A 22184-nucleotide genomic window follows, 5' to 3' on the forward strand; every position below is an offset into this window, starting at 1 on the left:
AAATATGATTTTCAATTACAATTCTATATAAACTAAAAAAGGACGAAATTAATATTTCGTCCTTTTTTATATTTACACATTAACTTTATAGTTATTTAGTCAATCGCTCTTTTTGTGATATCGCCAAAAGCATCAATTCTTCTGTCTCTGAAAAACGGCCAGTTCTGACGCACATTTTCCTGTAAATCCAAATCAACTTCGGCAATTAGAATTTCTTCCTGATCGTGAGAAGCCTGAGCTAAAATTTCGCCTTGTGGTCCGGCAATAAATGAAGCTCCCCAAAACTGAATTCCCTCTGTTCCTTCAATATATTTTTCTAAACCAATTCTGTTTGCAGCGGCAACAAAAACACCATTTGCAACAGCATGACCTTTCATAACGTTCATCCATGCACCGTATTGATTTTCTCCGTATTGTTCTTTTTCTTTTGGATGCCATCCAATTGCTGTTGGATAGAATAAAACCTCAGCACCTTTTAAAGCTGTAATACGTGCTGCTTCCGGATACCATTGATCCCAACAAATAAGGGTTCCAATTTTTCCTTTTTTGGTTTCGATTGCCTGAAATCCTAAATCACCAGGAGTAAAATAGAATTTTTCGTAGAAATGCGGATCGTCCGGAATGTGCATTTTACGGTATAAACCAGCTTCTGTTCCGTCAGTGTCAATAATATAAGCACTGTTGTGGTAAATTCCTGCCATTCTTTTTTCGAAGAAAGGAACAATGATTACTACTCCTAATTCTTTTGCCAGTTCACTAAAAGCAATAAATGAAGTACTGTAAAGTGGTTCTGCTAATGCAAAATTATCTACATCTTCACTTTGGCAAAAATAATGACTACTATATAATTCTGGTAATAAAATTACTTCGGCGCCTTTATTGGCAGCATCTTTTACCCAGCTAATACACTTTTTAAGATTATTTTCGGCAACGTCATTCAGATTTAACTGAATAACGGCTATTTTATATTTTCTTTTCGGCATGACATAAAATTTAGAGTGCAAAAATAGTAATTTTTAAAGGAATGACAAAGTTTCGTTATTCACCTCAAAGAGCCCAAAAACAATGTAAAGTTTATCTTCTTGCTATTAGCAGAAAACCATTTTGCATTAATTAAAAAATTAATCTCTGCAAAATGGTTTCATAACCAAAACTTACCAACCAGAAACTGAATTATTCAATAACGACTTTTGTTGTAATAAATTCAGTTTCAGATTTTTTAAATTTAATCTCAAAACTTCCTTTTGTAGCTGATTTAAATTTGTAAACTGTTTTTTTAGGATCCGGAACTTGCTGTGTACAAACTTCTGATGGATATTTTGCTACAACTTGCAAACCTTTTATTTCTCCAATTTTAGTATCTTCAATTTTATCGAATTCTCCGCAGGCATTGTCTACAATAAAAGTAACATCATAACTCAATTCTTCATTTACTTTTCCGGTTGCCGGACCTTTAACTTCGGTTACTAATGCTACTTTTGTTTTTGCAGGAGCAACTGCATGATCATCGTCATTACTACACGAAACAAATACTGTTGATAAAAATAATACTACTAAAGCTGATTTTAATTTAAAACTTTTCATATAAAATAATAATTAATTGTTAATTACTATGAAGATGTAAATGCGTTGCTTTGGTTGCTTAGATAAATTGTTAAATAATTTCAAATAAAGACTAAACAATTACAAATCAAAAACTTACCTCAATAAAAAAAATCACACAATAACAGTATTTTCTTGTAAAAATTAAATTGCACTAACCTAGCCCCGATGGAAACGGCATCCTTTTTCCTGCTGACTGAAGCAGGAAAAAGATATAGTGAACAGCGGGACAAATGGTCTATTGAAAATGATTGTTTTGCTCCAAAAAAAAACACCAGCCTCCTGACTGGTGTTTTGAAATTTTATAATAAACTATATTTATTTTTTCTTTGAAAATACTTTTTTAAATACGTTTACAATTGCCAGAACTATAAATCCTAGTACTAATCCAACAACAAATTCTTTTATGATTGAAGGTAATTGTGGTACTAAATGATGAAAGAAATCAATGTTGTGCACAAAGATTCCGCCAGCCACTAAAATTAATGCGATTGTACCAATAACTGTCAACGCTTTGATAACTTTAGGAAGTGCCTGAACTAAAATATTACCAATGAATTTTAAAATGCTATTTTCTTTTTTGCTAATCTGAATGAGTTTAAACCCTGCTTCGTCCATTCTGACAATTAGAGCTACAATGCCATAAACACCAATTGTTGCTATTACAGCAATTATAGATACTACAATGATTTGCTGAAAAATAGGTTTTCCAATTACAGTACCTAATGCAATAATGACGATTTCGACTGATAAAATAAAATCGGTCAGGATTGCTGATTTTACTTTTCCTTTTTCAGCTTCCAGAATCTCTGCTTCTGTTAAAGTTTCTGCTGTTATTCCTTCAGATTCTTCGTGTGCGTGAGGAAAGATAAATTCGTATATTTTTTCGGCTCCTTCATAAGCAAGGAAAAGTCCGCCAAGTACTAAAATTATAATAATTGCAATTGGCAAAAATGCACTTAGCAAAAATGCAATTGGTAAAATGATTACTTTGTTAAGTAATGAACCTTTACTGATTGCCCACAATACCGGAAGTTCTCTGGATGAAGCAAAACCTGAAGCTTTCTCTGCATTTACTGCTAAATCATCGCCTAAAATTCCTGCTGTTTTTTTTGCTGCAACTTTACTCATTACTGCAACATCGTCCATAATTGCCGCAATATCATCTAATAGTACAAAAAAACCTGATGCCATTTTAATTTATTTGTTTTAAAAATTGTGTAATTCACTGACTTTTAGCAATCAATTTAATTCACAAATTGGGTTATTTATCTGTGCTAATCTAAGACTTTTTTGTTAATTTTTTCATTTAAAGATTAACTGCATTGTCCTAAAAGCACCCAGATAATTACAAAAACTAAAACAGTCCCCAAACAACCGCCTCCTAATTTTTTCGCACCGTAACCTGCAATTAATCCTCTAAAAATATTGTTCATGATGTTGATTTTATAGTGTTATTCAATTAATTATAAATAAAAGTATACTATTGTAAATTTGATAAACTAATCTCTAATTCTATTTATATTACTTTAACTAAAAGTTTCATGATTTACGGTTTTGAAACTTTTGTAAATAAAAAAACACCAACGTTTCTGCTGGTGTTTTCTGAATAATAATTAGTTATATAATTATTATAATAAATTAATCCGTTGTAACGCTATTGCCAGCATTGATTAGATTTGTCTTGTAAACGATTCCTTGTCCCGTAGGAGGAGCTGGTGGAGTTTGTCCTTGCAATTGAATATATTTACCTGAAGCCGGAGAAATATTTAATATTCGGCTTAAAATCAAGTTAACTTGAGAACTAGAAAGTGCATTATAATCAAAATTTAGACTTGCCTCTTCACCATAAACTGTAGTTAAAACCGGTATTTCAATAGAACTTAAAAAAGGATTTTTTCTAAAAAAAATACTCTGAGCTTTGATTAATGAAGGCATCAAAATAGATTGCAAAGAAGAATTTCTACTAATACTAGAATCAAATCCATAAATAGTTTTCAAAACAGGAAATGAAATTGAACTCAATTTTGCATTATTTCCTATATTCAAATCACTATAAACTTCAGTAAGGTTATTTAAACTTACATTCGTTAATTTTAGATTGTCTATTATTCTTAGATTTATTAGTTTTTTTACTACTGCTAAATCTAAAGTTGTCAAATTTGTTGTACCATTAACATAAATGTTTTCTGTGTTGGGTCCAAACTCTGCTGTTACTTGTGCTACTGCTTGTGCATCTGTAATATCACCTGTTATTACAATACTTGTTTTTCCTTGATTAGATTTGCTATTGCCAGCATATAAAGCATAAGGCACACTTAAAAGCTGACTTGTACCGCTAATGGTGTAGTTGCTTCCTCCTGTTGGATCAATTTCTGTTTTGATAAAATGAGAACCTGCCCCCCAATTTATAGCTGCAAAAGTTCCAGTAACTGCAGTTCCTCCACCTATTTCAATAGTTGCTAATCCGTTGTTGTTTGTTGTTGTTGTTTGTGTTTCGATATAACTAGGGTTACCATTTGCAATATCGAATATAATACTGGTTTTTATACTTACTAACGTATTCGTAACAAGTGTTCCGTCAGCTTTACGAATGACTGACTGGTAACTCATTCTCTGCGGAACCTGCGCAAATAAAATTGTAAAAGAACTTAATAATAGTACTATCAGAGTAATTTTTTTCATATATCTTTCTTCGGTTAAATGGTTATTTTTTTATGATTTTAAATGTTTTTATTGTTTTATTGTTATCGCTTACCGATAGAAAATAAATTCCCTGATTTAATTCCTGCATTGAAATACTGGTCTCAGAAGTGGTTATTTTAGATTTTTTAGATACTATTTTGCCATTAATATCATATAAATTATAGGATAAATCATTTTGTTTATCATTAACCACAATTAAATTAAGTATATCTGTAGTAGGATTTGGATAGGCAGTCATCATAAGCTTAATTCCTGAAAATTCATCATTACCCAAAGTAATTATCTCATAAGTTTGTTGAACACCTTGCAAAACAGAACCATTTGATCCGGATAAGCCTGTATAGGCGATCTGACCAATTGAATAATTCGATGAGCCTCCTGTTCCCATACCAGTTCCGCCTGCAGCTACTACACTCTGCTGAGAATAACTACTGGTAATAAACGAAATACTGCTAATAAATAAAGTAAAAAAAGTTTGTTGGTTTCTTCTCATATAATAGTTTTAGTTGTTAATTCTTTTATTTGAATAAAATCAAAGCTTATTTCATTATTCAAATATATATTAATTCTTACATAAACACATTAATAAAAAGAAGGGATTCATAAAAAACATATAAAAAAAACACCAACGTTTCCGCTGGTGTTTTCTGAATATTAAAACTAAAAAATTATTTTTCAATGTGGGTTTGATTTCTAAAGACCAATTGCCCATCAAAAGCATCTAATAAAATAATGCTGTCTGTAGTGATGTTTCCTGCCAAAATTTCTTTAGACAATTGATTGAGTACTTCTCTTTGTACCACACGTTTTACTGGTCTTGCACCAAACTGTGGGTCATAGCCTTTGTCTGATAAATATTTGATCGCTTCTGGAGTTGCATCCATGGTGATACCTTGTAAAGCCAGCATTTTTGTAACACTCTTAAGTTGTAAACTAACAATTTTAGAAATGTTATCTACTGTTAAAGGCGTAAACATTACGATTTCGTCGATACGGTTTATAAACTCCGGACGAACGGTTTGTTTCAGCAATCCTAAAACTTCCACTTTTGCAGCTTCTGTAGCAGATTCAATGCTTCCTTTTAAGTTTTCAAATTTATCTTGTATGATCTGACTTCCCATATTGGATGTCATGATGATAATAGTATTTTTAAAATCTGCCAGACGCCCCTTGTTATCTGTTAAACGACCTTCATCCAAAACTTGCAATAAGATATTGAACGTATCCGGATGCGCTTTTTCGATCTCGTCTAACAAAATTACAGAATATGGTTTTCTACGAACTGCTTCGGTCAATTGACCACCTTCATCATAACCTACATATCCCGGAGGTGCACCAACTAAACGACTCACACTATGACGTTCCTGATACTCACTCATATCGATACGGGTCATCGCATTTTCGTCATCAAAAAGATATTCAGCCAAAGCTTTTGCCAACTCAGTTTTACCCACTCCGGTTGTTCCTAAAAATAAGAACGTTCCAACTGGTTTTTTCATATCCTGCAAACCGGCACGGCTTCTACGAACAGCATCACTTACGGCTTCAATTGCTTCTTCCTGCCCTACTACACGCTTGTGTAATTCGTCTTCAAGATGCAAGAGTTTTTCTCTTTCTGTCTGAAGCATTTTCATAACAGGAATTCCAGTCCATTTAGCTACTACTTCTGCAATATCTTCTCGGGTTACTTCTTCTTTAATCAAAGATGTACCTGATTGGTATTCTTGTAATTGTTTTTGTAAAACGTCAAGACGTTCTTGTGCTTCTTTAATTTTTCCGTAGCGAATTTCGGCTACTTTTCCGTAATCACCATCACGTTCTGCACGTTCTGCTTCGTATTTAAAATCTTCGATTTCCTGTTTTACGGTTTGAATTCCGTCAACAATATCTTTTTCTGATTTCCATTTTGCAAAAATTTCATTGCGTTCCTCTTTGAGATTCGCCAGCTCCATGCCTAAAATTTTCAGCTTACTTTCTTCTTTTTCACGTTTGATGGCTTCAATTTCAATTTCTAACTGCATGATTTTACGATCCAAAACGTCTAATTCTTCTGGTTTTGAATTGATTTCCATACGCAGTTTAGAAGCTGCTTCATCCATTAAGTCAATCGCTTTATCCGGTAAGAAACGATTTGTAATATAACGTTGAGAAAGTTCAACTGCCGCAATAATTGCCTCGTCTTTAATCTGAACTTTATGATGTGTTTCGTACTTTTCTTTGATTCCACGTAAAATTGAAATCGCACTTTCGGTATCCGGTTCATCAATTAGTACTTTCTGGAAACGTCTTTCTAAAGCTTTATCTTTTTCAAAATATTTTTGATATTCATCCAGAGTTGTAGCTCCAATTGCTCTTAACTCACCACGAGCCAAAGCTGGTTTCAGGATATTAGCTGCATCCATTGCACCTTCTCCTCCACCTGCACCTACAAGTGTATGAATCTCATCGATAAACAATACGATATCACCTTCGGCAGCTGTAACTTCTTTTACTACCGATTTTAAACGTTCTTCGAATTCTCCTTTGAATTTTGCACCTGCAATCAGCGCTCCCATATCCAGAGAGAAAACAATTTTATCTTTTAAGTTTTCCGGTACGTCACCATCAACAATTCTGTGTGCTAAACCTTCTGCAATAGCGGTTTTACCAACTCCTGGTTCACCTACTAACATTGGGTTGTTTTTTGTTCTACGGGTTAGGATCTGCAATACACGACGGATTTCTTCGTCACGTCCAATAACAGGATCTAGTTTCCCTGTACGTGCTAATTCGTTTAGATTTTTAGCATATTTATTTAATGAGTTATACGTTTCTTCAGCTGAAGCCGATGTCACTCTTTCTCCTTTACGTAGTTCTTCAATTGCAGCTTTAAGTCCTTTTCCGGTAACACCCTGATCTTTTAAGATTTGGGAAACTTTGCTTTTTGAGTCGAAAATTGCCAAAATCAAATGCTCAATAGAAACATATTCATCGTTCATTTTTTGTGCAATAATCTCCGCTTCATTCAATGCTTTATTAGCATCTCTGGAAAGTAAAATATCTCCTCCGGAAACTTTTGGAAAGCTCTGAATGGTACTGTCTAATATTTGTAAAAACAACGGAACATTTACATTGAGTTTTTTCAAGATAAAAGGAGCAACATTTTCATCTACTTCAAAAATAGCTTTAAAAATGTGTTCATTTTCTATTTGTTGCTGTCCGTTGCGTTGAGCCAATTGTTGCGATAACTGAATGGCTTCCTGCGACTTAATTGTAAATTTATTTATGTTCATATGTATACGATTTAGGTTTGATTTTTAGTTATAAAGTTCAATACCATTAAAATTACAATTTATTGGATTAAATGTTTAACTTAAATGATATAACTTTGCCTGAGAACATTCAAATTATATTCCACATTAAAAATACAGACAAAATGACATTAAAAACCTGATTTTTATCATTTTTAAACGTCAAAAAGTCATAAAACAAGTCAAATATGAGTTTTTTAAATTCAATCTTCGGAAATTCAGACAACACAGAATCTCCAAAAAGCAATGTAAACTGGACAGAATTAACTGACATCGCTCAATTAATGGAAATTGAAGCGATCTCTAATGAAAAACCAGTGGTTATTTTTAAACACAGTACAAGATGCAGTATTAGCCGTATGGCACTGAAACAATTTGAACGTGAATACGATTTAAATGATACAGTTGCTGCTTATTTTTTAGATTTGATTGCACATCGCGATATATCAAATGAAATTGCCAGCAGATTTAATGTATATCATGAATCGCCACAATTGATATTAATAAGAAACGGAAAAGCTGTTTATGATGTTTCTCATAGTGATATTGATGCTGAAGCGTTGAAAAGTAAAGTGTAAAATGTGAAATGATATTAATAAAAGTGAGATGCAGGCTTTACAAAGTTGACATCTCACTTTTTTATTTCACAATTAACAATTAATTAAAAACTTCCTTCTGAACCTCCTCCGCTGAAACCTCCGCCTCCAAAATCCATTGGAGAATTTTCTGCTTTTACTTCCGGTTTTAAACCAAATGCTGAAGCCACAATTAAATTTTCAGCATTCAGAATAGCATTCGAATTATTGATTCGGTCCGGTTTAAATGTCAAACCAATTTCATTATCTTTTATTTTTTTGATTGAGAAATAAGTTATAGCAAACAAAACTAATCCGCCCAAGGTAAGTGCTATTTCTATTGGTAAAACTGAGTAATAGAACCGAATGGTAAATATTGAAAATGCAATAGCTAAAAAACTTATCCAAAGCATGATTCTATCTTTTGTTTTTAAAGCCTGAACCAAATACACAACAGGAACAATAAAAGTAAAAGCATAAAAGAAAAAAGCAAACGGGATATCACTGCCTGCCCTCACTTCATTTCCTAATAATTCTAATGATAGTTCTCTTACTACCAAATAATTACAAGAAAGATAAAAGAGTATCAAACAGAAACTATTGGCTAGTAAAAGTCCGCTATAGAAATAACTTTTTTTGAGATTATTAATTATTCTTTTGGTTACAAAATAAAACAACGCCGAAACGAGCATTACAACAAATGGTAAAATCGTTTGTCCTATAAGCCCAAATTCAAACATTCCGTAAAACAGGACTGCCGAAGCTGCAAAACAAAAAACCAGTAAAGATGGCAAATGAAGGTACCTTCTATACATTAAAAAAGAAGTTACGGCAACAAAAAAAGCAATGTTTAATTCATAACCTTCTGTTGTAATTGCAATAGCAAATCCTATATTTAAAATTGCTCCTAAAACAAAAGCATCATCCAAACCATGTCCGTAATATTTTTGATTGGCCAAAATTTCGGCGCCGGCAAAACCAACAGCTGCAAAAATATAACAGCAAATATTAAAAAAAGTACGTTCAGAATTAGAACCCGTCAATCCGAGTAATGCAATTACACCGCAAATTGATAAATAAAAAAAGGCACCGAGCAAAAAGAATCCTAATCGTACCAATAGGTTACTCTGCCTTCTAAAAGCAGGCAATTCTTTTTTAATCAGATCTTTTTGTTCTTTACTAATAAAACCTGCCAATTGTAAAGAATTGGCTTCTTCAACTAAGCTTAAATTTTCTAATGAGCTTTTATCATGTACTATCATACCGCAATTGCTTTATTAAAGTTTTTAATCAATTTTATAAACATCACAATCGAGCCTATAAAATAAAATGGAAGAATTAAGATAAATAACTCCCAAACATCTGAGAAATCAACATTTTCAAAAATTCGTATTAAAAATATATTCAGACCAATATAGGCGTAAACAATCATAAAAACGTACAATGAAATTGCTTTAAGTTTATGACTAATTTTATAGAAATAATAAGAGGAAGCTGCTAAAACAATTACAAAAAGAAACCAAATAGCATCTTCGTAATAATTTACTAAACTATTAATTGCCGCAATACTTATAATGTGTAAAGCAAAAGTTAAATAGATAAGATTGAAATGCGTTTTTAACTCGATTCTAGAACTGTAAATCGTCCATAAAATAAGCAAAATACCTAACATTATTGCTGAATAACTTAAGCTTTGATCAGCATAGAAATTAATATTATTTAATAAGTCCTGAGGTGTGACCGAAAGTCCGACATAAGCTGCCAAACCTGTAATCGCGATTGCCAGAACACTTTTATTATCAAAATAGTAAGCACAAAAGAAACTTACTACTGTTGGGATTAAAGTAGCTAGTCCGTAATGTGTGCCAAACGGTTTATATTGAAATTGCAGATATCCTATAAAAATACAGGTGAGAATACTGGCTGCTAAAACCAAATATTCTAAGACCGGATTTTCGAAAGCTGTTTCTTGTTTCTGAAAACCTTTTGAGTTTTTAAAACAGAAATAAAAGCAGATTCCAATAACAATTAATAATAAGGAAAGAATGGCAATATGACCAATACTATCAATATTTTTATAAATTAAAACTCCAATACCTGATGTAAATAGCAAAACCGATAAATAGAGAAATAATTTCAATTCTGCATTTAACGAAAAAATATTCAAATTTCGGTATGAAGTAATTTCCTGATATTGATTTTCTGTAATTAAATTCCGTTCTAATAGTTCTTTAGTGGCCTGATCATCAAATTTATTCATCTTTTGAATTTTATAGCATACTCAAAAATACTCTTTTTTGTTTTAATAAAATCTTCCATAGTAAAAAAATACTTACTAAGTAAAAAACGAATAATTAAAAATTTTTATGTTCAATTATAATATTTCATTAAAATTATAGTTTGTAAACATTATTAAATTAGATTTGTGTAATCGATTACATTTAACTATCTGAACAAAACCAAAAAACTGACTTAAAAATGAAAAAAAATCTTTTCTTACTCTTTTTTGTATTGAGTTTATTCAATCTCTCTGCACAAAATTATTATATGGTTTCACCAGAGGGATTTGGTGCTGCCACAACTGGAGGCGGAACTTCGACTCCTGTAATTGTAAAAACTTATGAGGATTTGCTCGCAAAAATAAAACTGCCAACTCCTGAAGTAATTTTAGTATCTGGAATAATAACTATACCCAGCGGGCAGCCTATACAACAAATAGTTTCAAATAAGTCTATTATTGGACTCCCTGGCGCTAAACTTGTGAACGAAAACCAATCTAATCCCGGAGCCGGAATTTTATATTTAAAATCTGGTTCTAATAATGTAATTATCAGAAATCTTATTTTTGTTGGACCTGGTGCTTATGACATTGATGGTCAGGATAATTTGACTGCAGATTGTACTAATCTTTGGGTAGATCATTGCGAATTTCAGGATGGTCAGGATGGTAATTATGATAATAAAGGAAAAACAGATAATGTTACCGTTTCATGGTGTAAATTCACATATTTAAAAGCTCCAAAATCCGGAGGTTCCGGAGGAGCTGAAGATCATAGATTTAGTGATCTTATTGGCTCAGGAAAAAATGATTTTCCTGCTGATGGACATTATAGTATAACTTTTAAAAATTGTTACTGGGCAGAAGGCTGCAAACAAAGAATGCCCCGTGCCAGAAATGCAGAAATTCATATTCTGAATTGCTATTACAACACATCAGAGCCGGGTTCTCTTGCAATTGGTCTGGGTGGAGGAGCTAAAAACGCTACTTGCTATGTTGAAGGAACTGATTTCGCCAAAGTTGATAAAGTATTTAAAGAATATATAAGCACAGATGGTGGTACTGTTGGAATTGTATTCGATCATTGCCGAAAAGGTCCAATGGATTTTGGCACAACAGTAAATAAACCTTCTTATACTTACACCACAATTCCGATAGGAAAAGTTGAAGAATATGTAACCAACAAATCCTGTGGTGCCGGAGCAACCCTCCAAGTTAGTACTACTGGTACAATATCTGCCAGTTGCAATAATAAAAGTTAGTAATACACTAAAATTTTGCATAAAAAAACCGATTTGTCTGATAAACAAATCGGTTTTTTTATGGGGAAAACAATTTAAAAAGCTGCTTTCATTTTATCTTTAATCGCATCTAAGCATAAATTGTTGATACTGCCCTCGTGCGTGTGTTTGGTTTCCTTTGGGGATTTGTATGTTCCTGCTTCTAATTGTTCTGCAACGGCTTTATAAGCATCTCTAAACGGCATTCCTTCTACAACCATTTCGTTTAAAGTATCAACCGTAAACAAGTAATCGTATTTTTTATCTTCTAAAATATGATCTTTAACCGTAATATCTTTAATTGAAAATATAGCAATATCTAAACAAGCTTTCAGGTTTTGAATTGCCGGAAACAAACCTTCTTTTAAAAGCTGCAAATCTCTATGATAACCGCTTGGAAGATTATTTGTGATTAATGTGATTTCGTATGGAAGTGCCTGAATCTTGTTACATTTTCCTCTGATTAATTCGAAAACATCCGGATTTTTCTTGTGAGGCATAATACTGGAACCTGTTGTAAGATGCGCAGGAAGACCAATAAAGTCGAAATTCTGGCTCATATACAAACATACGTCCATCGCAAATTTTGATAATGTTCCTGCAACGCTTGTCATCGCAAAAGCAACCGTTTTCTCCGCTTTTCCACGGCTCATTTGAGCTGCAACAGCATTGTATTTTAAAGTTTCAAAACCTAATTCTTTTGTTGTAAATGTTCTGTTGATTGGAAATGAACTTCCGTAACCTGCAGCAGAACCTAATGGATTCTGATCTACAATTTTTGAAGCTGCATTTAACATTGTAATATCATCAATTAAACTTTCAGCATAAGCTGAAAACCACATTCCGAAGGATGATGGCATTGCGATTTGCAAATGCGTATAACCTGGCAATAAAACATTTTGATGTTTTTCTGCCGATTCCATCAACAAATCAAACAAGGTTTTTACTTGTTCTTTAATTGCTTTTAATTCGTCTTTTAAATACAAATGAACATCCACTAAAACTTGATCGTTACGAGAACGTGCCGTGTGGATTTTCTTTCCTGCATCGCCTAGTTTTACTGTTAAAAGATATTCGATTTTAGAATGTACATCTTCGAAACTATCTTCGATTTCGAAATTTCCAACTACGATATCAGCGATGATTTCGTTTAATGCATCAACTAAAGATGTTGTTTCTTCTTGAGTCAATAAACCGATCTGTCCCAACATTTTGGCATGTGCAATTGAACCTAAAGCATCATATTTTGCTAAAACCAAATCCAATTCTCTGTCGTTTCCGACTGTAAATTGTTCGATCTGTTTATCTGTTGGTATTCCTTTTTCCCAAAGTTTCATAACTTAGATTTTTAGACTTCTTAGATTTTAGACTTCTTAGATTGTTTTCTAATTTAGATCTAATGTCATTGTTTATACTGATGGTGTTTCTAGCCCCGATAGTAGTGGAAATCCTTTTGTGCCGGGGTTCGGCACAAAAGATTGGAACGGATAGCGGGATTAGCTCCTAAAAAATATTATAATTTAAAGAAATCAGTTAGTATTTTGATATACAGGTCGACTCCTTCTTCAATTTCATTTACAAAAATAAATTCGTCTGCAGAATGTGAACGCAACGTTTCTCCTGGTCCTAATTTTAATGACTGACAGCTTAAAACAGACTGATCTGAAAGCGTCGGCGAACCATACGTTGTTCTTCCTAATGCAATTCCAGCCTGAACTAAACCATGCCCAATTGGAATTGATGATGCATTTAAATGCATTGATCTTGGTGTTACTTCGGCATTTACATTTGCTTTAACCACTTCCAGAATTTCAGCATTTGTGTAACGGTCTGTTACACGAATATCCACAACTAAATCACATTCTGACGGCACAACGTTGTGTTGTTTTCCTGCATTAATTTGTGTCACGGTCATTTTTACAGGGCCAAGAACGTCTGAGATTTTGTCGAATTTATAGTTTTTAAACCATTCCATTACCGGAATTGATTTGTATAAGGCATTATCGTCGTTTTGATGCGCGGCGTGACTTGCAGTTCCTTTTACTTTTACGTCTAAAACCAATAAACCTTTTTCGGCAACGGCTAATTGCATTAAAGTTGGTTCTCCAACAATCGCACAATCTAATTCCGGAAGACTCTTTAAAACGCTGTTTAATCCATTTTTTCCGCTGCTTTCTTCTTCGGCGGAAGCCACAATTACAATGTTATGGGAAAGGTTTTGATTTTCGTAAAAGTGAACAAATGTTGCTAATAAGGAAACCAGACATCCACCGGCATCGTTACTTCCTAATCCAAATAATTTTCCGTCTTTTTCGATTGCTTTAAACGGATCGTTTGTATAAGCTTGGTTTGGTCTTACGGTATCGTGATGCGAGTTTAGTAAAAGTGTTGGTTTCTTTTCGTCGAAATACTTGTTGAAGGCCCACACATTATTGTTTTCTCTTTTGAAAGGAATCTCATTTTGATTGAACCAATTTTCGATTAAAAGCGCCGTATGATCTTCTTCACTCGAAAATGAAGGGGTTTCGATTAGGCTTTTTAATAAACTAATTGCTTCCTGGGTAAGCGTATCTATATTTTTCATTTTGTTGTGCTCTTGCCACAAAGGCGCTAAGTCGCTAAGTTTTTTTTAAGCTTTTACTTTCTTAACTAAATAATATGCGACATTTTTAATTTGCGCAAATTTCTTAAATTAATATTTAAAAGCACTGCGCAGTTCCGTTTTTTTGCCACTAATTACACGTATTTTCACAAATTATTTTTTTATTACAGATTTAAAATCAAAATAAACTTTTTAATGTACGTCTAAAATTATTTTCTCTTTTAACAGAGAAAATTGGTGTCAATTCGTGGTAACATTTTTTATAATGTAATCGTTGTGTGCGGAATATCTGAATTTTGAAGCATCCTGTGATGCCCAATTTTGATTTTCTTTACACCTCTTGATAAACTGTTGAAGCAATTATCCAGTTTCGGAATCATTCCGGAATGGATTACTTTTTCTTCTTTTAGTTGATTGTACAAGGCTTCGTTGATTTCTGTTATTACAGATGAATCGTCTTCTGAATCTTGCAAAACACCTTGTTTTTCAAAACAATATGTCAGCGTGACGTCAAAAACTTCTGACAATGCAATTGATAATTCGCTTGCAATGGTATCAGCATTTGTGTTTAGTAATTGTCCGTTTTTATCGTGTGTAATCGCACAGAAAACAGGAACAACTCCTGCTTCTAATAAAGTTGCCAGTAATTTGGTATTGACTTGTTTTACATCGCCTACAAATCCGTAATCAATTGTGGGGTGATTTCTTTTTGTTGACTGAATTAAATTTCCGTCAGCTCCAGAAAAACCAATTGCGTTATTGTCTTTTGCCTGCAATTGCGCTACAATATGTTTATTGATTTGCCCGGCGTAAATCATTACTACAACGTCTAACATTGGAGCATCTGTAATTCGGCGCCCGTCAATCATTTGCGGAACCAAACCAATACTCTGAGCCATTTTTGTAGCCGATTTTCCTCCGCCATGAACTAAAACTTTATAGCCTTCAATTTTAGAGAAATCGGTTAAGAATTGCTCTAATTCTGCTGGATTGTCGATGATGTTTCCACCTATTTTTATTACTGATACGTTCATTTCTTTCAAGGGTCAGAGGTTCAGAGGTTCAGAGGTTCAAAGGTTTCTCAAGGCTGTAAAACCTCTGAACCTTTGGAGCTTTGAGCCTTTGCCCCTAAATTTACAATTTTTTAAGAATCTTTTGTAAAACTAATTGTGCCGAATACGTTCTGTTATTCGCTTGTTCGATTACGATTGAATTTTCTCCGTCTAAAACTTCGTCGCTTACAATAACGTTACGACGAACTGGAAGACAGTGCATGAATTTTCCGTTGTTGGTTAACGCCATTTTTTCGGCTCTAACGGTCCAATTTGGGTCACTGTTGGTTACTTTTCCGTAATCGTTGAAATTACTCCAGTTCTTTACGTAAACGAAATCGGCATTCTCGAACGCTTTGTTTTGATCGTATTCGATTGTACAGTCTTTTGTAATTTCCGGGCTTAGTTCATAACCTTCTGGGTGTGTAATTACAAAATCCATATCTTCTTGCATCTGCATCATTTCTACAAATGAATTGGCAACTGCCTGAGGTAAAGCTTTTGGATGTGGTGCCCACGAAAGTACCACTTTTGGTTTGTGTTTTGTTTTGTATTCTTCCATTGTAATGGCATCTGCCAAAGACTGCATTGGATGACGAACAGCGCTTTCCATGTTTACGATTGGCACTGTTGCATACTTCAAAAATCCTGAAATTACAGTTTCCTGATAATCTTTTTCTTTATCTACCAAACCTGCAAAAGCACGGATTGCGATAATATCACAATATTGAGAAACTACTTCTGCAGCTTCTTTAATATGTTCTGAAGCGCCAGAATTCATTACAGCTCCGTCTTCGAATTCTAACGTCCATCCTTCGTTGGTAAAATTCATTACCATAACGTTCATTCCTAAGTTTAAAGCTGCTTTTTGAGTACTCAAACGCGTTCTTAAACTCGGGTTGAAGAATAACATTCCTAAGGTTTTGTTCTTACCTAATTTTTTATTTTTAAGCGGATCTTTTTTGATCTTGATCGCGCTTTTAACCCATTTTGATAATGAGTCGATATCTTGTATTGAAATATAATTCATGTCTTTTTGTTTTGAGTTTGTTTTTTTTCGCCACGAATTCACGAATTAGTTTTGATAATCTTTGAATATTAATTCGTGAATTCGTGGCTATATAAACTATTAAATAATCTTGGTAAAAGGAATTTCGTCCTTTAATGCCTTTAAAATAAAATTATCGTTTAATCCGTTGACGATCCAGGTTTCTATGTTGGCTGCTTTTGCTATTGCGGCTGCTTCTATTTTAGACTGCATTCCGCCTGTTCCGTGTGATGATTTTGATTCGCCGATTTCTTTTTCCAATGTTTTTAAATCATTTACTAATTTAATCGTTTCCGGAATTTCATCATGAATAGAATTTTTCGTGTAAATTCCGTTTGTATTGGTAGCAATTATCAGAATATCAACATTTAAAAGAACCGCCGTTAAAGCCGCTAATTTATCATTATCTCCAAACCGAATCTCATCTGTCGCAACGGTATCATTTTCATTGATAATCGGAATGTAATTATTTTTAACCAGTACATTAATAGTATTTACAATGTTCTTTTTAGTTTGCTCTTTTTCGAAATCAGAATAAGAAAGTAAACACTGCGAAGTATTTAGTCCCAAATCCTTGAAATTTTCATTATAAATCCGCATTAAATGAGGCTGTCCGATTGAAGCTAAAGCCTGTTTTACAAAAACATCTTTATCCTGATTATCCAGCTTTACAAACTGCTTTGCCGCCGCAATTGCTCCTGAACTCACTATGATAAATTCATATTCGTCGTTTAAAGCTGCAATCTGTATTCCGAGGTCTTCAATCTTTCCCCGCGAAATATGATTGGTTTCTTTGGTTAAAGTATTACTTCCTATTTTTAATAAAATCCGTTTTTTTGCCATGTCTTTTGTTTTTGCCACGAAGGCGCTAAGGCACTAAGTTATTTTTAACGCAAAGGGCGCAAGGTTTTTTTATATTGTTTCTGTTTGCAAACGCTAAGTTCGCAAAGCTTTATCTATAATTAAATTCTAATAATCTGAAATCAAAAATCGTTAATCATCAATTTAAAATCTAAAATTCTAAGAAGTCTAACAATCTGAGAAAGTCTAATTACCTAATTTGTCCTTCTCCATACACGTACCATTTGTTTGTTACAAGATGCTGAAGTCCAATTGGACCGCGTTGATGCAATTTATCAGTGCTTATCGCTAATTCTCCTCCCAAGCCAAATTGCCCGCCGTCTGTAAAACGGGTTGATGCATTTTGGTACACTGCAGCGGCATCTATTGCTTCCATAAACTCCTGTGCAACTTCGTTATCTCTGGTAATAATTGCTGCAGAATGTCCTCCACAGTATTTATTAATCATATCAATGGCATGTTCCTGAGAATCGATTGTTCCAATTACGATTTTATAATCCAAAAACTCTTCGTACCAAATATCTTCGTTTTGAAGCGTTTTCGTATTTTCGAAATTTTCTAAAGACTTATCTACAATAACTTCCACTTTTGCTTCTATTAAAGCCTCAATCAGCATTGCTGTAAAACCTTCAAAATTTGGAAGTTTAGAATCTATTAAAACTTTATCTAATGCATTACAGGCTGAAATTTTAGAAGTTTTGGCATTTAAAATTACTTTTAAAGCTAAATCTCTATCAGCATCTTTATGAACGTAAACAAAATTATTTCCTCGTCCGCTTACGATTACAGGACAGGTTGCGTGTGCTTTTACAAACTCAATTAATTTTTCTCCTCCTCTTGGAACAATTAAATCAACTTTTTGAGTTGGTTTTTCTAAAAATGCCTGAGTTTCTGCTCTGTTGTAATTCAGATATTCTACCCAGTCTTTCGAAACTCCGTTTTCTTCTAGAGCTTTATGCCAAAGGCTTGCGATTTTCAAATTTGATTTTAAAGACTCTTTTCCGCCTTTTAATAAAATCTTATTTCCGGATTTAAAAGCGATTCCGCCCGCTTCTATTGTAACATCTGGGCGCGATTCGTAAATAATTAAAATCGTTCCGAAAGCAGCGGTTTTATTTATAACTTTTATTCCATTATCGTGTGTAAAATGGAAACGCTCAACGCCAACGGGATCTTCCTGAGAAGCTAGTTGGTTTAATGATAAAATCATCTCATCGACTTTTTTATCATCTACTTTCAAGCGTTCTTCCATCGCTAAATCTGAGCCGTCGTAATCGGCAAGATCTTCCTGATTAGTCAAGATTATCTCATTCCGCTCCTGCTCGACCAGCTTTGCCATAGTCCGCAAAACCGCATTGCGTGTTTCAATTGATAATGGTTTCATTTTTTGGGTTTAATTGGTTAGTTGGTTTAATCGTTAATTCGTTTAACCGGTTAATCGATTAAACGAATTAACGATTAAACGATTAAAGTTCTTCTAAACTTTCTTTTAAAGCTTTTACAAACGTATCGATATCCGCTTTTTTCACAGTTAATGGCGGTAAAATTCTTAATAGATTTTTGTTGTTGGCGCTTCCTGTAAAAATGTGTTTTTCGATGATTAATTTCTTTCTTAAAGCCGCTACATCAAAATCAAACTCAACTCCAAGCATTAAGCCTTTTCCTTTTACTTGTTTGATTCCTTCAACTTCTTTGATTTTTTCTAAAAAATATTCATAAACTTCATTTACATTTTTCTGTAAATTCAGTTTTTCAATTACATCCAAAACTGCAATTCCTGCTGCACAAGACAAATGGCTTCCTCCGAAAGTTGTGCCTAATAATCCGAAACTTGCTTCGAATTTTGGAGAAATTAAAATGGCTCCAACTGGAAATCCGTTCCCCATTCCTTTTGCAACTGAAATGATATCAGCATTGATTCCATGGTGTTGGAAAGCGAAGAATTTCCCGCTTCTTCCATATCCTGATTGCACTTCATCTAAAATCAAAACAACATCATGTTTTTTACATGCTTTTTCTAAAGCCTGAAAAAATTCAGTTGTCCCTTGGTCTAAACCTCCAACTCCTTGAATTCCTTCGATAATTACTGCTGTAACATCGCCTTTAGCTAATTCAGCTTCAACTAATTCGATTTGATTTAAAGGTAAAAAAGTAACAACTTGCTGTGCATTAATTGGCGCAACGATCTTTTTATTATCTGTAACAGCAACAGCTGCAGAAGTTCTTCCGTGGAAAGAGTTATGAAAAGCCACTACTCTTGATTTTCCGTTATGGAAAGAAGCTAATTTTAAAGCATTTTCATTGGCTTCGGCGCCAGAACTGCATAAAAACAATTCGTAATCTTCAAGACCAGAAAGTTTTCCTAATTTCTGAGCCAATTCCACCTGTAAAGGATTTTGAATCGCATTCGAATAAAAACCTAAGTTATCTATCTGATTCTTCAATTTTGCAACATAATCTGGCTGTGTGTGTCCGATAGAAATCACACCATGTCCGCTGTATAAATCTAAATATTCTACTCCTTTGTCGTCAATGATTGTACAATCTACTGCTTTTACTGGAGTGATGTCGTATAATGGGTAAACGTTGAATAAGTTCATTTTTTGAAAAGTTAAATGTTATTTGTAAAATGTGAGAAGTTTAAGTAAAGACGTTTAACATCTAACTTCTAACATTTTACTTTTATTAAAATCCGCTTGGTTTCAAATGTAAACCTGTGGTTTCTTCTAAACCGAACATTAAATTCATGTTTTGAATCGCTTGTCCTGAAGCACCTTTGGTTAAGTTATCGATAATTGATGTTATGAGAACCCGGTTTCCTTTTTTCAATAAACTAATGATACATTTGTTCGTTTGCACCACTTGCTTCATGTTGATGTTTGTTGTGGTTACGGTTACGAAAGGTTCGTTTTTATAGAAATCCTCGTATTTAGCAACCAATTGCTCCAAACTGTCATCACATAATGTATAAAGCGTTGCGAAAATCCCTCTTGGAAAATCTCCTCTGTTTGGAATAAAAAGTAATTCGCTGTCAAAATCGTCTTGCAACTGAACTAAACTTTCTCCGATTTCTCCCAAATGTTGGTGCTCAAAAGCTTTATAATGTGACATATTGTTGTTTCTCCAACTGAAATGAGAAGTTTCTGAAAGACTTACTCCTGCTCCTGTGCTTCCGGTTGTTGCATTAATATGAACATCATTATTCAATAAATTATGTTCTGCTAAAGGCAATAAAGCCAATTGAATAGCTGTAGCAAAACAACCTGGATTTGCGATATAATTTGCTTTTTTGATTTCGGCTTTATTGATTTCAGGCAATCCGTAAACAAAATCTTTTCCTTCGAAATGAGCGTCTTTATTCAATCTGAAATCATTTCCTAAATCGATAATCTTAGTATGACTTGCAAACTGATTTTCTTTCAAAAATGAAATCGATTTTCCGTGACCTAAACACAAGAAAACAACATTCACATCTGGATTTATGACATCAGTAAAATTCATTTCGATATCTCCCATCAAATCTTGGTGCGCTATAGAAAGCGGTTTTCCAGCATTTGTAGTACTGTAAACAAAATCAATGTTTACTTTGGGATGATACATTAAAATTCTGATGAGTTCTCCAGCCGTGTAGCCTGAACCACCAATAATTCCGACATTAATCATGATCTAATTGATTTACAGATGAAAATATGTTTTGTGCATTTCCAAGAATTTTGATAAATCCTTTTGCATCGTCAGATGTCCATGCATTGTTCATTTCTCCGTATTGACCAAAACCTGTGTTCATCAAATCGTTTTTAGATTCGATTCCGTCAAGTGAGAAATGATATGGTTTTAATGAAACTGTAACCGTTCCGTTTACTGTTTTTTGTGTGTCTTGCAAGAAAGTTTCAATGTTTCTCATCACTGGATCTAAAAACTGACCTTCGTGAAATAACATTCCGTACCAGTTTCCTAGTTGCTCTTTCCAATATTGCTGCCATTTTCCTAAAGTATGTTTCTCCAATAAATGATGCGCTTTGATGATGATTAAAGGCGCAGCAGCTTCAAAACCAACTCTTCCTTTAATTCCGATAATTGTATCTCCAACGTGAATATCTCTACCAATTGCATATGCACTTGCCAATTTTTCAAGAGCCACAATATTATTTGAAGGTTTATCAGTTTTTCCGTTTAGACCTACTAATTCCCCTTGTTCAAAATGAAGTGTTACTTTCTCTTCACCTTCTTTTTGCAATTGAGAAGGATATGCTTCACTTGGTAATGGCTGACTTGAAGTTAAAGTTTCTTTTCCTCCAACACTAGTTCCCCAAAGTCCTTTATTGATAGAGTATTGCGCTTTTTCCCAAGAATAGTGAACTCCGTTTTGAGCCAGATAATCCACTTCTTCTTGTCTTGACAATTTTAAATCTCTAATTGGCGTAATAATTTCGATTTCCGGAGCAATTGTCTGGAAAATCAAATCAAAACGAATTTGATCGTTTCCTGCACCAGTACTTCCGTGAGCGATTGCAGTTGCTCCTACTTTTTTCGCATATTTTATAGCTTCAATAGCCTGGAAAACACGCTCTGCACTTACTGATAATGGGTATGTATTGTTCTTTAATACATTTCCGAAAATCAGGTATTTTATAGCTTTATCGTAATATTTGTCTAAAATCGTTAAGTTGGCATGCTGTGCGCTTCCTAACTCGTAAGCTCTTTTTTCAATAGCTGTTAATTCTTCTGAAGAAAATCCTCCTGTATCTACAAGAACAGTGTGAACTTCGTATCCTTTTTCATTTTTTAAATATTTCAAACAATACGAGGTATCTAATCCTCCGCTATAAGCTAATACTACTTTTTTCATTTTTTATAATTTTGGCTAATACTTTCGTATGTAGCAGTTTG

Annotated in this window: 19 protein-coding genes; 2 read left to right on the forward strand and 17 right to left on the reverse strand. The window is 33.6% G+C overall.

Annotation, left to right across the window (positions count from 1 at the left end; translation table 11 throughout):
- Positions 1-95 precede the first annotated feature (95 nt).
- The 6 genes from A4F88_RS04770 to clpB form a co-directional block, all read right to left on the reverse strand.
- Complete coding sequence (locus A4F88_RS04770) at positions 96-983, reverse strand: carbon-nitrogen hydrolase (protein ID WP_056251458.1); 888 nt, start codon at positions 981-983, stop codon at positions 96-98.
- A 190-nt stretch (positions 984-1173) separates the two neighbouring features.
- A complete protein-coding gene (locus tag A4F88_RS04775; protein ID WP_068841355.1) occupies positions 1174-1584 on the reverse strand; it encodes a hypothetical protein in 411 nt (136 codons plus the stop codon).
- Between the two features lie 336 nt (positions 1585-1920).
- Positions 1921-2796: a DUF808 domain-containing protein gene (locus tag A4F88_RS04780; protein ID WP_068841356.1), complete on the reverse strand. Its 876-nt coding sequence runs from the start codon at positions 2794-2796 to the stop codon at positions 1921-1923.
- Positions 2797-3243: 447 nt separating this feature from the next.
- The gene (locus A4F88_RS04785; protein WP_068841357.1) at positions 3244-4287 is read right to left on the reverse strand and encodes a receptor L domain-containing protein; all 1044 of its coding nucleotides are present in this window, start codon (positions 4285-4287) and stop codon (positions 3244-3246) included.
- A 22-nt stretch (positions 4288-4309) separates the two neighbouring features.
- Entirely contained in the window at positions 4310-4801 is a 492-nt protein-coding gene (locus A4F88_RS04790) for a T9SS type A sorting domain-containing protein (RefSeq protein WP_068841358.1), read from the reverse strand.
- 175 nt (positions 4802-4976) lie between these two features.
- Positions 4977-7580: an ATP-dependent chaperone ClpB gene (gene clpB / locus A4F88_RS04795; RefSeq protein ID WP_068841359.1), complete on the reverse strand. Its 2604-nt coding sequence runs from the start codon at positions 7578-7580 to the stop codon at positions 4977-4979.
- A gap of 206 nt (positions 7581-7786) precedes the next feature.
- On the opposite strand from clpB, the gene ytxJ reads away from it, so the two are divergent.
- Positions 7787-8176, forward strand: coding sequence for a bacillithiol system redox-active protein YtxJ (gene ytxJ, locus A4F88_RS04800; RefSeq protein WP_068841360.1), 390 nt, complete (start codon positions 7787-7789; stop codon positions 8174-8176).
- Positions 8177-8259: 83 nt separating this feature from the next.
- Here the strand turns inward: ytxJ and A4F88_RS04805 are convergent, their stop codons facing one another.
- Both A4F88_RS04805 and A4F88_RS04810 read right to left on the reverse strand, forming a co-directional pair.
- Complete coding sequence (locus A4F88_RS04805) at positions 8260-9435, reverse strand: hypothetical protein (RefSeq protein ID WP_068841361.1); 1176 nt, start codon at positions 9433-9435, stop codon at positions 8260-8262.
- Positions 9432-10433: a DUF2157 domain-containing protein gene (locus A4F88_RS04810; protein WP_068841362.1), complete on the reverse strand. Its 1002-nt coding sequence runs from the start codon at positions 10431-10433 to the stop codon at positions 9432-9434. The genes A4F88_RS04805 and A4F88_RS04810 overlap by 4 nt, the downstream gene beginning before the upstream one ends.
- A 218-nt stretch (positions 10434-10651) precedes the next feature.
- Between A4F88_RS04810 and A4F88_RS04815 the strand changes: the two genes are divergently transcribed.
- On the forward strand, positions 10652-11713 hold the full coding sequence (locus tag A4F88_RS04815; protein ID WP_068841363.1) for a pectate lyase family protein: 1062 nt from the start codon (positions 10652-10654) through the stop codon (positions 11711-11713).
- A gap of 74 nt (positions 11714-11787) precedes the next feature.
- Here A4F88_RS04815 and argH read toward each other — a convergent pair whose 3' ends face one another.
- The 9 genes from argH to A4F88_RS04860 all read right to left on the reverse strand — a co-directional run bounded on the left by argH (position 11788) and on the right by A4F88_RS04860 (position 22143).
- Positions 11788-13068 (reverse strand): argininosuccinate lyase, encoded by a 1281-nt coding sequence (argH, locus tag A4F88_RS04820; RefSeq protein WP_068841364.1) that lies wholly within the window; start codon positions 13066-13068, stop codon positions 11788-11790.
- 176 nt (positions 13069-13244) lie between these two features.
- Positions 13245-14315, reverse strand: a complete 1071-nt coding sequence (locus A4F88_RS04825) for a M20 family metallo-hydrolase (protein WP_068841365.1) — start codon at positions 14313-14315, stop codon at positions 13245-13247.
- Positions 14316-14593: 278 nt separating this feature from the next.
- Positions 14594-15367 (reverse strand): acetylglutamate kinase, encoded by a 774-nt coding sequence (argB, locus tag A4F88_RS04830; protein WP_068841482.1) that lies wholly within the window; start codon positions 15365-15367, stop codon positions 14594-14596.
- Between the two features lie 100 nt (positions 15368-15467).
- A complete protein-coding gene (locus A4F88_RS04835) occupies positions 15468-16415 on the reverse strand; it encodes an N-acetylornithine carbamoyltransferase (protein WP_068841366.1) in 948 nt (315 codons plus the stop codon).
- Between the two features lie 99 nt (positions 16416-16514).
- Positions 16515-17276, reverse strand: coding sequence for a glutamate 5-kinase (gene proB / locus A4F88_RS04840; protein ID WP_068841483.1), 762 nt, complete (start codon positions 17274-17276; stop codon positions 16515-16517).
- A 208-nt stretch (positions 17277-17484) separates the two neighbouring features.
- Entirely contained in the window at positions 17485-18678 is a 1194-nt protein-coding gene (locus A4F88_RS04845) for a glutamate-5-semialdehyde dehydrogenase (protein WP_068841367.1), read from the reverse strand.
- An 82-nt stretch (positions 18679-18760) separates the two neighbouring features.
- Positions 18761-19894, reverse strand: coding sequence for an aspartate aminotransferase family protein (locus A4F88_RS04850; RefSeq protein WP_068841368.1), 1134 nt, complete (start codon positions 19892-19894; stop codon positions 18761-18763).
- 85 nt (positions 19895-19979) lie between these two features.
- Positions 19980-20957 (reverse strand): N-acetyl-gamma-glutamyl-phosphate reductase, encoded by a 978-nt coding sequence (gene argC / locus A4F88_RS04855; RefSeq protein WP_068841369.1) that lies wholly within the window; start codon positions 20955-20957, stop codon positions 19980-19982.
- On the reverse strand, positions 20950-22143 hold the full coding sequence (locus A4F88_RS04860) for an argininosuccinate synthase (protein ID WP_068841370.1): 1194 nt from the start codon (positions 22141-22143) through the stop codon (positions 20950-20952). Before A4F88_RS04860 ends, argC begins: the two co-directional genes overlap by 8 nt.
- Positions 22144-22184: the final 41 nt, after the last annotated feature.

This window comes from Flavobacterium chilense (assembly GCF_001602525.1).
In the GTDB taxonomy this organism is placed as follows: Bacteria; Bacteroidota; Bacteroidia; order Flavobacteriales; family Flavobacteriaceae; genus Flavobacterium; species Flavobacterium chilense.

Coding starts and splice junctions, on each gene's coding strand:
- A4F88_RS04770 (WP_056251458.1), bottom strand. CDS start 983: ATGCCGAAAAGAAAATATAAAATAGCCGTTATTCAGTTAAATCTGAAT.
- clpB (WP_068841359.1), bottom strand. CDS start 7,580: ATGAACATAAATAAATTTACAATTAAGTCGCAGGAAGCCATTCAGTTA.
- A4F88_RS04790 (WP_068841358.1), bottom strand. CDS start 4,801: ATGAGAAGAAACCAACAAACTTTTTTTACTTTATTTATTAGCAGTATT.
- argH (WP_068841364.1), bottom strand. CDS start 13,068: ATGAAACTTTGGGAAAAAGGAATACCAACAGATAAACAGATCGAACAA.
- argC (WP_068841369.1), bottom strand. CDS start 20,957: ATGATTAATGTCGGAATTATTGGTGGTTCAGGCTACACGGCTGGAGAA.
- A4F88_RS04810 (WP_068841362.1), bottom strand. CDS start 10,433: ATGAATAAATTTGATGATCAGGCCACTAAAGAACTATTAGAACGGAAT.
- ytxJ (WP_068841360.1), top strand. CDS start 7,787: ATGAGTTTTTTAAATTCAATCTTCGGAAATTCAGACAACACAGAATCT.
- A4F88_RS04815 (WP_068841363.1), top strand. CDS start 10,652: ATGAAAAAAAATCTTTTCTTACTCTTTTTTGTATTGAGTTTATTCAAT.
- A4F88_RS04845 (WP_068841367.1), bottom strand. CDS start 18,678: ATGAAACCATTATCAATTGAAACACGCAATGCGGTTTTGCGGACTATG.
- A4F88_RS04825 (WP_068841365.1), bottom strand. CDS start 14,315: ATGAAAAATATAGATACGCTTACCCAGGAAGCAATTAGTTTATTAAAA.
- A4F88_RS04775 (WP_068841355.1), bottom strand. CDS start 1,584: ATGAAAAGTTTTAAATTAAAATCAGCTTTAGTAGTATTATTTTTATCA.
- proB (WP_068841483.1), bottom strand. CDS start 17,276: ATGGCAAAAAAACGGATTTTATTAAAAATAGGAAGTAATACTTTAACC.
- A4F88_RS04805 (WP_068841361.1), bottom strand. CDS start 9,435: ATGATAGTACATGATAAAAGCTCATTAGAAAATTTAAGCTTAGTTGAA.
- A4F88_RS04860 (WP_068841370.1), bottom strand. CDS start 22,143: ATGAAAAAAGTAGTATTAGCTTATAGCGGAGGATTAGATACCTCGTAT.
- A4F88_RS04780 (WP_068841356.1), bottom strand. CDS start 2,796: ATGGCATCAGGTTTTTTTGTACTATTAGATGATATTGCGGCAATTATG.
- A4F88_RS04785 (WP_068841357.1), bottom strand. CDS start 4,287: ATGAAAAAAATTACTCTGATAGTACTATTATTAAGTTCTTTTACAATT.
- A4F88_RS04850 (WP_068841368.1), bottom strand. CDS start 19,894: ATGAACTTATTCAACGTTTACCCATTATACGACATCACTCCAGTAAAA.
- argB (WP_068841482.1), bottom strand. CDS start 15,367: ATGAACGTATCAGTAATAAAAATAGGTGGAAACATCATCGACAATCCA.
- A4F88_RS04835 (WP_068841366.1), bottom strand. CDS start 16,415: ATGAATTATATTTCAATACAAGATATCGACTCATTATCAAAATGGGTT.